Source organism: Pseudomonas sp. 31-12 (assembly GCF_003151075.1).
In the GTDB taxonomy this organism is placed as follows: Bacteria; Pseudomonadota; Gammaproteobacteria; order Pseudomonadales; family Pseudomonadaceae; genus Aquipseudomonas.
Genome location: NZ_CP029482.1, coordinates 1,695,235 through 1,706,971 on the forward strand (window position 1 = coordinate 1,695,235; position 11,737 = coordinate 1,706,971).

Sequence of the window (11,737 nt, forward strand, 5' to 3'; positions counted from 1 at the left end):
AACATAGGCTGTCAAAATTGATGGGCCTGTCGCTCGACGAACGGTCGATATAGTTATGACCTCCGATGATTTGGCGATAAAAAACCGCTCACTCAAAACCTCTTGCGCCATAGGTCGGATAGGGCAGGGCGCGCCGGTCGAGGTATCGTAGCGAACCGGTTGTGCGCCGCTGGCCACAACAACGCACCGACAGGAGAACGCAATGAGTTGGTCCGCCAAACAATACGTCGCTTTTGAAGATGAACGCACCCGCCCGGCCCGTGATTTGCTCGCGGCGATTCCGTCTGTGGACGCACGTTCGGCCATCGACATCGGTTGCGGCCCCGGCAATTCGACCGAGTTGCTGGTGGAGCGCTTCGCCGATGCCACGGTGCGTGGCCTGGACAGTTCGACCGATATGATCGAGGCTGCCCGCAAGCGCTTGCCTCAGCTGCAATTCGACACGACTGACATCGACACCTGGAACGAACCGGGGTCCTTCGATGTAATTTTCGCCAACGCGGTGTTGCAGTGGGTGCCCGATCACGCGACGTTACTGCCTTCGCTGGCCGCCCGACTGACCGAGGGCGGCAGCCTGGCCATCCAAATGCCTGACAACCTCAACGAGCCGTCCCATCGCCTGATGCGCGAAGTCGCTGCAGATGGGCCGTGGGCCAGCAAGTTGGCGGACGCCGCCGGGCAACGCACGGACATGGCGAGCGCCAGCGATTACTTCTCGATGCTGCGACCGCACTGTGCGCGAGTCGACGTGTGGCGCACCACCTACCATCACCCGCTCGCAGGCGGCGCGTCGGGCGTGGTCGAGTGGTTCAAGGGCAGCGGTTTGCGGCCGTTTCTCGAACCGCTGAATGACGCGGAGAAGGCGCAATACCTCAAGCAGTATCACGCCGCCATCGAGCGGGCTTATCCGGCGCTGAGCGATGGTTCGGTGCTGTTGCCGTTCCCGCGGTTGTTTATCGTCGCGACTCGCTAGCGCAGAAAGGGACAGATCACCCCGAACGTCATCTGTCCCTTTGCCGGGCACTCAAGTACTCAAAAATAAACGAAGCAAAGCCGAACAACCCAATCATCGAAATGATCATGATCCCCAACTCTGAATTGTCCATGTTGATCTCTAGGTGAAAGGTGAGCCGGCAGAATAAGGCATCCTTGGACACGCCCAACGCGGCGATACGTTGTCTTTACCGGGTATCGAGAATTCATACGCAAACATTACGATGACCCGGCGTGACCCTCAGCGCTGCACGCTGACCAGCAACATCATCGGCCGCTCCCGCTCTTCGGCCAGGGCCGGTTGCGCCGCCACCTCGGCATCGCTCGGGCCCCATTCGTTGACCTGTCGGATGCTGAAACCTGCGCCAATCAGCGTATTCAGCAACGTGCCTATGGTGCGGTGCTGTTTGATCACGCCTTCGGCCAACCAGTTGGTCACCCGTTCGCCTTCCCGTTGATAGCTGTCCAGCGGCCAGCGCTTGTTCCCTTCGCTATCAATCAGCCAGCCCGGATTGCGCGGGGCCATGAAGATTGGGTGCTCGATGGAAAATACGAAGCGTGAACCGGGTTTCAGGGCCTCATGGATTTTGGCGAACAGACCCGGGAGATCCTTGATGTAGTGCAGCGCCAGAGAGCTGTAGGCGAGGTCAAAACTGGCTGCGGGCAGGTCGAGTTGTTCCAGATCGGCGCGGGCGTATTGGATATTGGTTTGCGACGTCGTCCTGCGTGCCTGCTCCAGCATTTTTTCCGAGACGTCCAGACCGAGCACGCTATCGGCGCCGTGTTCACTGGCCCAGCGGCAGAACCAGCCGTAACCGCAGCCGAGGTCGACCACCTTCAGGCCTTTCATGGGAGGCAGCATTGCGTTGAGCGTAGGCCATTCGGGAGCTGAATCGAGGCCGCCGATGGAGCGAGCCATCTGGCTGTAGCCCTGGAAAAACTCCGGGTCGTCGTAGATGTTTTGAGTCATGTTTGGAAGGCTCTGTTGAGATCGTTCATAGGCGGCACTTGGCGTGCGGCCGATTGGGTTCCCTCGGAGAGTGATGGCGCGTGTTCGTCGATGGCCGCGCAGGGGAGAGGGGGTTGAAGATAGGGGGATGCTAGCGGGTTGGGCGAGGAGGGGAAACCGGTTGAGCGTTGGGGATTTGTAAGCTCGATTCAATTACAAACAGCCATCCAGAACAATGCTAGGCAGTTAAGCGTGACACCGAACCTGTGGCGAGGGAGCTTGCTCCCGTCGGACTGCGCAGCAGTCCCTTTTTGGGGGCCGCTTCGCGACCCAGCGGGAGCAAGCTCCCTCGCCACAGTGATAGATCGCTCAGGCGAACTCTTACTGCCCATTGTTGGCCGGCCATGACACGCAAAGGGCACCTCGAAAGGTACCCGGTATAGCTTCAGAACTATTCCGCGTCCATACGTCGAGCAATGACATCCAGCACATCACAACCGTCGCGCAAGGGCACGCAACAGAGCAATGCAAAGTCGCTGAGGATGACCGCATCGGTGGTAATGTCGCCTCGCATTGCGAGATTTTCGAGAATCTGCGTCACGGCCCTGATTCTGTAACTGGCGGTGCTGAGCAGTGAATGTAGCGGTTGCGTGGTGTTGACGAACAGGGAGGGAAGGTCGTCGGCGTTGCTGGTTAAAGCCATGTATTCGTTCATGAGTAGAGCTCCATTGGGTTAAGAGGTCTACCACTCAATCGTCGCCAAACGAAAAGGGTGGCAGCTGTACGCAGGTTGGCGAACCGGACAATGGACAACCCGGCAGACCCGAAGGTCTCCCGCGCACAGCCACCAAAAAGCAGGCAGCCAAGTGCTTTAAAGCGATCCGAAAACTGCTCGGAAGCTTTTGTTCATTGGATCGAGTCGCCAAACCCGAAGCGCCATTTTGGCGCCGGCTCGACTATAGGCCTCGATGCAAATGGACAGCAATGCGCAAGTCTACGGACAATTCCCACCGTCGTGTAGGACCTTGCCTTTCTGAAAGTCGGCTTCGCTCGAAGCCCCAAAAGATGGGCAATTGGTACCGAATTTGGCCGCGACCGAGACAATTAATGGATTGAGAGAAATCATGCGAGAAAGCTTGAGGCAAAAGATGATCGAGGTTTGCAACAAGAAAATGGAGCAGAAGGGGCCGACTGTCGGGCTCTCTTTCTATGCTTTCTTCGCGAACAAAAATGATGATCCCGTGCTTTTAATGGAAGCTGCCCAATGGTGGATCGCTGAGCACAAGCTCGACCATTTTGAAAAGGCCGTAAAAATAAAGCAGATGGTAGAGCGGAAAGACTAGGAGTACTGGCGCAGTCTGCCCCGTCCTGTCAATGATTTACGCCTGGGTGACGTGATTTACGTGGGTGACGGATTTATTTATCAACGGGTTCGGCTTATCGACCTGTACGTCGCCAAGCTCGATCTGGTGCAACCTGGCTTTGTCGAGGCGCTGCCGTCAGGTGTCGGTCGCCCGTCATATGATTCTGCTGGGATCCACCAAAAATCACACCTCACCAGCCCCCATCGCCCGATCCTCAAACGCAGAACGCACCGCCTCCACAACACGTTCAGCCATGCCCTCATCTTCAAGCTGCGGATAACCTTTCTTCAACTTGCCGGACACTACCCAGCCATTCTCCTTGATGGAGCGGATGATGCGGTTCGCATCCTGGTTCGGCATCTCAAGTACCTCCTTTAGCTGCTCTTGAGCTCGCTGAAAGATCATCAGTACTCTGGCTTCATCCGCCATTTCCTTTCGAATCGTGTGCTCGACCACGCGTGCGGTGTACAGAACGTGCTCGGTCAGATCGGGATACCGCCAGGCAAAACACGCGTCCTCGTATTCATCGAAAATGAAGTTGCTGGGAGTGCCATCCTCGTAGGTCACGAGTTCGCCGAATCGGTAGGCCGTCGCGTAACGTCGCATGAACGGTCGCGAGAACACTTCGAGCGTTCGATCGTAGCCGGCTCGGAAGTCGATCGAACTTGTGATGGTGGCTGACACTGGCAGGATCACGCCGTCGGGCACTGCTTTATCCCGAATCAGGGTGTCGTTGATCAGGAATCGATGAATCCGGCCGTTGCCATCGCGCATGGGATGGATATACACGAAGCCAAATGCCAACACAGCGGCCCGTGCCAGTGACTCCGCGCCACGCGTTGCGACCTCAAACTCGTTGAGTCCTGCCAGTAGCTGCGCAAGATCTGCGGAGTGGGGGGCAATGTAATGCACGATGTCTTCGCGCATTGTGGCCTGACCCACAAACACAGGAGAGCGGCGCAAGCCCAGTCCGATGGCATCACGCCCCAGAATGTCGGCTTGCAGAGAGTGCAGGCTGGCGTTACTCAACGGGTTTTCGATATGACCGCAGTGTTGGGCAATAACATGAGCGAACCGCTGGATGCGATCGGTTTGATCGGCTTCCTTTTCGATGAGAAAGCTCGCGCGTGATTCTTTGAACGTCAGCCAACTGGCCGTACGCATCAGGATGTCGGCGCCAAAGGCCTGATCCAGCTCATCCAAAGCCGCGCGTAAATCAAACTGCAAAGCTTCCTGTACTGACGCCGTACGACGAACCAAAGGGCAGAACTCAGCCGTCCCCGGCAGGTTGTTGTTGATTCGCCAGCGTCGCGTTCGCAGTGACTCGCAACGAGTCAGGTATTTTTCGGGCGAAAGTGCATCGACATAGGGGCCATTGGTCACGTCAGGCACATCCAGACGTTCCCCTGTCAGCCATTCGTAAAGGAACCCGGTGCGCCGTGCGTACTGGCCGAAAGGCTCTCGTCGACTCCAGTCTTCAATAGGCTGCGGGCCTATCGCCGCAAACAGGCGAGCGAAGAACTCAAGATGAATCTCTTCGTACTTGAGGCCGAACTCGAAATGGCCTGCGAAATCGTCTGCGGGCCGGTAGCTTGCCGGATACCGGTTCTCCACATTCCCGTCACTCTCGCGGCTGAGACGTGCAGTGCCGATCTCGGACTCGACACGCAGAGGCTGTGCAAGTGCGATGTCGTAGCGATCGGCGAGGGCCTTGAAACCGACTGGCATTGACGAATTCCTTAACAGGGCGATGAAAACGATACTAAAACACCATTATGGCGCGAAAACGTTAATTTTCCTGCGATGCGAAAATACTAATCCTGTGGGAATTTTGATACTAAAACTGTCATTCCCCAAAAAAACGTTAACGAAATTCAGCTTAGTCGTAACTGCCCTAAGGGCAAAAGGCAATTCCACCAAACCCCAGACACAAAAAAACCGGCCATCAACAGACTGTGTAAAAACGCAATCTGCCCCGGTTAAAAACAAATGCCCCGACTTGTCGGGGCATTTGTTTTTCTGAAAACTGAAAAATAAAGGGCCTCTCAGCCCATCAGCGTCATCAATTTTTTCGCTCCCAGCACCTGGATAGCCCTTTTCAAGTTGTAGGCCTGCACCGCAAGCGCCATTTCTGCGCGAGCGCCCTTCAACTGGCGCAGCAAAAATCGCACGTTGCCGAAGATCCATTGCTTCAGATTGCCGAAAGGATGCTCCACGATGGATCGGCGATTGACCATCATTTCGGGATGGGCCTTCATTCGCCGTTCCATTCGCTCAAACGCCGCTTCGTGGGCGTGGCGCGTCAGATATCGGCGCTCGGCCTTGGTGCAGCGGCTTTTGAGCGGACATCCTCGCTGTATTCGACGGAACCACTTCCAAAATCAAAGTCGGCACCAGCCCTGTCGTAGAAGGCGCGACCGGGGTGTCTCTCAGCGGACGGAATATTCTGGGGGGGCAAGGATCGGCACTGGCCACAGCAGTGTTGGTAGGTGGCTACGCCTTTCTCCGAGCGTACGACCGAGCGCTGAATAACTCCGATATTGAAGCCGCTTCAGTTGAGCTGCATCGAGCCTACGGTCTGATGTAAAAACATTGGATAGAAAAAAGCCCGCCAATGGGCGGGCTGAACAACCGGTCATTTACCAGCTTCCGTAAGGGATGCCGTACTTTTCGATATAACGCTTGGAATCTCCTTCCAAAGGGAAGTAGCTTCCTCCTGAGAGCCCTAAAGCAGGCCCCTTGGGTTCAATCGTGGCTTGGCCACGTGCGACTTTAATTGGCCGTTGGCACTGATCTCGCACCCAGATCTGTACTACACCGCCAGGGGCAAGACCAAGCTGAACAGCCCCTCCTGCACGCAAGTCCTTTACTTCCGGATATTCCAGGCAATCTTTTGTCACTGCATCGCGCAATATCTGCCGCGCACTTTCCGGAATTTCAAACCACCCTTGGTAGGTTTGCGGCTCGACAAGCGATTGCCAGCGCACATAGATGCGAACAGGAATTTTGGCCCCTACTACGGTTTTTTCGTTACCACCAATCCCCTTGCGCCAACCACGAGCGGCGTCTGCTTTACTGCTTTTTCCTCCCGCTGCTACGCCGCTCCCAACTCGACGATACAAGACGCCATCGATATCAACTACCGCACTGTCTTCAACCCAAACCCTCATAAAATTGGGTTCGGTAAAACCGAGTTCCCATGGCACTGCGTCTGGGTCCAGATGCTCTCCCGAAAGCTCTTTCGCTTGGCAGGCACCCACAAGCAAAGCCCCCAACAAGATCCATAGTGATCGCAAAATTTTGACTCCTAGTCGGGTACATGGGGATGTTGTACGCGAATCCCGTCCGTGGTTGGGGCATTAAAGTAGAGTAAACCCGCACTGGTCCGAGGTGTTGAACCTTGCAAGATTGTCGGTGGGTTCCAGCTGGCCGAGGTGTGAATGTACTTCAATTTGAGCAGTTGCTCCTCGGCGGGAGTCGTACTGTAGTCACCCGCGACGAAGCGGTCACACAGCGCCTGAAGCTCCGATGGGATGGTGTAAGTTGGATATTGCTCATCAAGGTGCTCAAACTTAACTCCTCGTTGCTTGGCCAACTCGTACATGACTCGCAGGTAAACCCGCGACAGCTCGCCTCGCACGGATTTCTTGAGCTGCAACGCCGCATAGACACGTTTGTAAGGGTTCAAACGATCCTGTTGAGATGGAGGTAAACCCCGAACATAGGGAGTCACGACCTCCAGCATTTCGGATGGCCAGCCTTTGGCTTCCCACTGCGCCTTCACCTGTTGCGCGTCGCGGTAGATCGAGGTGTATTTCACGTCTGTCGTGACGGGAACATCCAGCGCCTGCATCGGGCTGATCAGCAGGTTCTCTTCGGATTCAGGAAAGTACCCGCCGCCAAGATCCGAGTGGACACCGGGCAATGTGATTTCCAGGTGATCGGGTTTTACTCGATTCAAGGCGAAGTTGGCACGGATTTCATCCCGAGCAGCCAATTGGACGACATTGGGAAACGAGCTGCGAGATAGGTACAGTTTGAGCCCTGGTTGTGTTTGGCTACGTATATAGCCCAGATTGGCCAAGCCACCTACTGACGGCACAGTATCAAACAAGCCAATAAATCCAACGTTGATATCGTGATGGTATTCACCGCTGAAAGTTTCGTGGAAGGCTCGTCGAAACATCTTAATGGTTTGCCCCAAGGGGCCTTGCTGACCTAGAGCCACCTCATTGGCAAAGTGGCGTGCTGTAGTGGTCTAATGAAACCGGACACCCATTTAGGCGAGAATGCTCGCCAGATCGAGGTGTCAGATGACCAAACAACGCCGCTCCTTTACTCCTGAATTCAAGCGCGAGGCTGCCGACCTTGTGCTCAAACAAAACTACAGCTACATCGAAGCCAGCCGTTCACTCGGCATTGGTGAATCGGCATTACGCCGCTGGGTTGACCAGATTCAGAAAGAACATAAAGGCGTCACCCCGCAGAGCAAGGCACTGACTCCGGAACAGCAAAAAATTCAGGAGCTGGAAGCCCGGATTGCTCGGCTTGAGCGAGAGAAATCAATACTAAAAAAGGCTACCGCGCTCTTGATGTCGGAAGATCACGAGCGTTCGCGCTGATTGACCAGTTGAGGGCACATGAGCCGGTTGATTGGCTGTGCAAGGTGTTTGATGTCACTCGCTCGTGTTACTACGCCCAGCGCCTGCGGCGCCGCACGCCGGATGTTGAACGGCTTCGATTGCGTAGTCGCGTAAGTGAGCTGTTCTCGCAAAGTCGCAGCTCTGCGGGCAGTCGCAGCATCCTGTCACTGATGCGTGAAGACGGTGAGCAACTCGGTCGATTCAAAGTGCGTAGCTTGATGCGCGAGCTTGATTTAGTCAGCAAACAACCCGGCTCCCATGCCTACAAACGAGCAACAGTTGAAAGACTGGATATCCCGAACACATTGAACCGCGAGTTCGACGTGCCTGCGCCCAATCAAGTCTGGTGCGGCGATATCACCTACATTTGGGCGCAAGGAAAGTGGCATTACCTGGCTGTCGTCCTGGATCTTTGTACGCGTCGGATCGTGGGCTGGGCGCTGTCGGAAAAGCCAGACGCTGAGCTGGTGATCAAAGCGCTGGATATGGCTTACGAGCAGCGTGGCAGGCCTTCGGATCTGCTATTCCACTCAGACCAGGGATCGCAATATGCAAGCCGACTCTTTCGCCAGCGGTTGTGGCGATACCGCATGCGCCAAAGCATGAGTCGACGAGGAAACTGCTGGGATAACGCACCGATGGAGCGCGTATTTCGCAGCTTGAAAACAGAATGGATACCGACCGTGGGCTATCGAACTGCGCAGGAAGCACAGCGCGATATCAGCCATTTTTTGATGCATCGCTACAACTGGATTCGGCCTCATCAATTCAACGATGGGTTGGCTCCAGCGCGGGCCGAGGAAAAACTTAACGTCGTGTCCGGGATTAGTTGACCACTACAATCCCATCCGAAAGAAGAGATAGAGCTTCGAGTGTAGGTCTTTATCCGAGGAGGTTTACAAGAGGGATTCCGGGCGTCTGTTAAAAGTGGCTATTTTTCGCCACCCCTCACGAAACAGTGCGACTTATCCTCTGCAGCCCGCGTGGAACGTGGCTTTTAGACATGGCGTTCAGGAGGACAGGTGGGCTATTTAAAAAGGTAATTAAATGTAAAACCCTTATAAATCAACTACTTGAGACGGTAGGGCAAATAGCTTTCCTGATAGCCCCGCAAATAGGTTAGGTGGCCTGAAAAATAGGTTTCCTGAAACCTCTGAAAGCGTTGATTTACTTGGGTTGTAGAGTAGTGAAGAAAATAAAATAGATTTATTAGTCACTTTAAAGCTCAACCGGAAAATTCAATTCTTTCTGGCGGGGGACGGTATCTGACGGGCGAGGCTCTCACGGTCCGACCATGCGGCTGGTTCGCTAGCATGGGGGGAGGTGGATTCTTAGAAACTGTCACTGAAACTGTCACCAGACGCGATTGGATGTCCGAGGACTGCGCTGGAGGCCTTGAAAACAGTGGAGCGGGTGAAGGGAATCGAACCCTCGTTATCAGCTTGGGAAGCTGGAGTAATGCCATTATACGACACCCGCTCAGAGCGGCTGACTTTGTACCAGATGTGCGCGTGGAAATGAAGTTTTTCTTTGCGCGCGATGCGTTTAGCGCAGGTGAAACGATCTATCACAGGCAAGCCTCGCGCCTACAGGAATGCGTTCAACACTGTAGGGCGAAGCTTGCTCGCGATGACGCTGTTTCAGATGGCCAATGCATGTTGGTCCTGGACGTAGTGGTAACGCGGTCGGCTGGCGTGTTGCGCCGGTTTCAGGAAGCCCAGCAATGCGTCGCGGCTGTCTCGGCAGGCAGCTTTGTGCTCCATGTCGAGAAAGTGGCCGGTAGCCTGCAAGGTGCTGAAGGTGGCGTTTTGCACGTGGTTGGCGAACAACCGGGCGCCATCGGCGGCGGTGTATTCGTCCCATTCGCCGTTCATGAACAGCACGGGTACGTTGATTTTTTCTGCGGCCTTGAGGAAGCACTGGCGATCGCTGTGGAGCAGGTCGCTGATGTGGAAGTGCATCTGCCCGTATTCATGCTCGGCGAGCGAGCTGACGTGGCGATAGTTGAAACGTTTGAACAGTGTCGGCAAGTGTTTGCCGATGGTGCTGTTCACCAGGTTGCCGACCCGATCGCCATCCCGGCTGCCGAGGTAGTCGATGCCGCGCTCGAGGTAGTCGAGCATGTGCGCGTTGATCTCCGGGGAGAACGAGCTGATCACGGCTTTCTCTATGCGCCGTGGCTGTTGGGCCAGGGCGACCAGGGTCGCGGCGCCGCCCCAGGAAAACGACAGCACGTGTTCGGCGGCGAAGTGGTCGATCAGCTCCAGGAGGATCTGCCCTTCGACTTCCTTGGTCAGCAATTTCTCATGCAGGTTGTGGGCTTTTGACTTGCCCGCGTAGGGCTGGTCGTAGCAGACCACATTGAACTGCGGGTGAAGATTTTTCACGGTTTGTGCAAACGACGCAGTCGTGGCCATCGAGCCGTTGACCAGGATGATGGTCTTCTCTGCGGCGTCTGCGCGATAGAACTCCGTGTAAACCCGATACTGACCCTGTATATCCAGCACAGCGATTTCTGGCCTCATGTCATAAGACTCCAAGCAAGCGGGTATGCGCGCAAATGAGATTGCACGAGCTTTGTGACAGGTAGGCATACGCCTGAAATTTGGAGGCCCATGTCGATCCGTTACTGCAGGTCGACGGGTATTGTTATTGGCGGGCAGTCTACCGGTCTGAGGCGGAACCTGAGGGTTCTCTAACCGGCAAAAAGTTTCTTAGAAGTATGTTGTGACTCGTCGGTCACATTTCGGCCGACGTCCTGATTCAAGCAGGGGTCACGTCATCGCGCAAGTGTCATTCGTAAATTGTTCGACAACTTCTGCTGAGCGGTAGGCTGCTTAGATCAAATGGATCTCTTCGGTGCGCAATGCGCGGTACTCGCCCGGTTTTAGCGCGTTATCGAGCACCAGCGGGCCCATGCTTTCGCGGTGCAAGCGCAGCACCTTGTTGTCGAAGTGGCCGAACATCCGCTTCACCTGGTGATAACGACCCTCGACGATGCTCAGACGCGCTGACTTCGGCCCGAGCACGATCAGCTCGGCGGGTTGCGTGGTGAGGTCTTCGAAGGCGAAGTACAGGCCTTCGGTGAATTTCAGTGCGTATTGCGGGCCAATCTCCTGCTCGGTCTCGACGTAATAGACCTTGGGCAGTTTGGTCTGCGGTTGGGTCAGGCGCCGTGACCAGCTGCCGTCGTTGGTGATCAGCATCAGGCCGGTGGTGTTGAAATCCAGGCGTCCGGCGATGTGCAGGTCAGCGCTGTCCGGCTCATGGATCAGGTCGAGCACGGTCGGGTGCTCCGGGTCGCGGGTGGCGCTGACGCAGCCCGGCGGTTTGTGCAGCATGAAGTAGCGTGCGGGTTTGCCGACTTGCAGTACTTCTTCATCGACCTCGACGCGACTGAACTCGAGCACCTCGGCATGCGGGTCGCTGACGACTTTTCCGTCAACCCGAACGCGCTTTTCCACCAGCAACAGGCGCACCTGCTTACGGTTGAAGCGCGGCAGGTTGCTGAGGAAACGGTCAACGCGCATGGCAGGGGATCAGTTGGAGAAGGGCCGCGTATCTTACGTGATCAGCCGGGCGGTTGCTTACAACTGCGCCTCGACTTCGGCGCAACGCGGGCACAAGCAGGACTTGTCGCGCAGTTCGGCCGGCAGCGCTTCGAGCACCGCCGGATCGATACTGACGCCAAAACACCAACACGCTTGATCGACAGTGCGCGGGTCGGCCAGGGTGCAGGCGTTGGAGGCGCCGCAGGCGGGGCATTGGTCAGGCTTGTTCATGCAGGA

Annotated in this window: 10 protein-coding genes, 1 tRNA gene and 2 pseudogenes; 3 read left to right on the forward strand and 10 right to left on the reverse strand. The window is 55.8% G+C overall.

Annotated features, from left to right (window positions below; all coding sequences use genetic code 11):
- Window positions 1-202: 202 nt before the first annotated feature.
- Complete coding sequence (gene tam / locus DJ564_RS07830) at window positions 203-973, forward strand: trans-aconitate 2-methyltransferase (RefSeq protein ID WP_109628368.1); 771 nt, start codon at window positions 203-205, stop codon at window positions 971-973.
- 261 nt (window positions 974-1,234) lie between these two features.
- Here tam and DJ564_RS07835 read toward each other — a convergent pair whose 3' ends face one another.
- Window positions 1,235-1,963, reverse strand: coding sequence for a bifunctional 2-polyprenyl-6-hydroxyphenol methylase/3-demethylubiquinol 3-O-methyltransferase UbiG (locus DJ564_RS07835; RefSeq protein WP_109628369.1), 729 nt, complete (start codon window positions 1,961-1,963; stop codon window positions 1,235-1,237).
- A 430-nt stretch (window positions 1,964-2,393) separates the two neighbouring features.
- Window positions 2,394-2,657: a short-chain dehydrogenase gene (locus tag DJ564_RS07845; RefSeq protein ID WP_109628370.1), complete on the reverse strand. Its 264-nt coding sequence runs from the start codon at window positions 2,655-2,657 to the stop codon at window positions 2,394-2,396.
- Between the two features lie 409 nt (window positions 2,658-3,066).
- Between DJ564_RS07845 and DJ564_RS07850 the strand changes: the two genes are divergently transcribed.
- Window positions 3,067-3,285 carry a DUF6500 family protein gene (locus tag DJ564_RS07850; RefSeq protein ID WP_109628371.1) on the forward strand — a complete coding sequence of 73 codons (219 nt, stop codon included), beginning with the start codon at window positions 3,067-3,069 and terminating at the stop codon, window positions 3,283-3,285.
- 204 nt (window positions 3,286-3,489) lie between these two features.
- Here the strand turns inward: DJ564_RS07850 and DJ564_RS07855 are convergent, their stop codons facing one another.
- The 4 genes and pseudogenes from DJ564_RS07855 to DJ564_RS07870 form a co-directional block, all read right to left on the reverse strand.
- A complete protein-coding gene (locus DJ564_RS07855; RefSeq protein ID WP_109628372.1) occupies window positions 3,490-5,034 on the reverse strand; it encodes a Fic family protein in 1,545 nt (514 codons plus the stop codon).
- Window positions 5,035-5,351: 317 nt separating this feature from the next.
- Window positions 5,352-5,654, reverse strand: a pseudogene (locus DJ564_RS07860) (transposase); the annotation flags it as partial.
- Window positions 5,655-5,945: 291 nt separating this feature from the next.
- Entirely contained in the window at window positions 5,946-6,512 is a 567-nt protein-coding gene (locus tag DJ564_RS07865) for a DUF2931 family protein (RefSeq protein WP_371922059.1), read from the reverse strand.
- Window positions 6,513-6,613: 101 nt separating this feature from the next.
- Window positions 6,614-7,555, reverse strand: a pseudogene (locus DJ564_RS07870) (phospholipase effector Tle1 domain-containing protein); the annotation flags it as partial.
- A gap of 64 nt (window positions 7,556-7,619) precedes the next feature.
- Between DJ564_RS07870 and DJ564_RS07875 the strand changes: the two are divergent.
- A protein-coding gene (locus DJ564_RS07875) for an IS3 family transposase (RefSeq protein WP_109627876.1) occupies window positions 7,620-8,782 on the forward strand; the annotation gives its coding sequence in 2 pieces (ribosomal slippage) (window positions 7,620-7,875 and window positions 7,875-8,782; 1,164 coding nt in all).
- 572 nt (window positions 8,783-9,354) lie between these two features.
- Here the strand turns inward: DJ564_RS07875 and DJ564_RS07880 are convergent.
- The 4 genes from DJ564_RS07880 to DJ564_RS07895 all read right to left on the reverse strand — a co-directional run bounded on the left by DJ564_RS07880 (window position 9,355) and on the right by DJ564_RS07895 (window position 11,731).
- Window positions 9,355-9,428, reverse strand: a tRNA-Gly gene (locus tag DJ564_RS07880).
- A gap of 161 nt (window positions 9,429-9,589) precedes the next feature.
- Complete coding sequence (locus tag DJ564_RS07885) at window positions 9,590-10,474, reverse strand: alpha/beta fold hydrolase (protein ID WP_109628374.1); 885 nt, start codon at window positions 10,472-10,474, stop codon at window positions 9,590-9,592.
- A 312-nt stretch (window positions 10,475-10,786) separates the two neighbouring features.
- The gene (locus tag DJ564_RS07890) at window positions 10,787-11,479 is read right to left on the reverse strand and encodes a pseudouridine synthase (RefSeq protein ID WP_109628375.1); all 693 of its coding nucleotides are present in this window, start codon (window positions 11,477-11,479) and stop codon (window positions 10,787-10,789) included.
- 57 nt (window positions 11,480-11,536) lie between these two features.
- Window positions 11,537-11,731 carry a cysteine-rich CWC family protein gene (locus DJ564_RS07895; protein ID WP_094468699.1) on the reverse strand — a complete coding sequence of 65 codons (195 nt, stop codon included), beginning with the start codon at window positions 11,729-11,731 and terminating at the stop codon, window positions 11,537-11,539.
- Window positions 11,732-11,737: the final 6 nt, after the last annotated feature.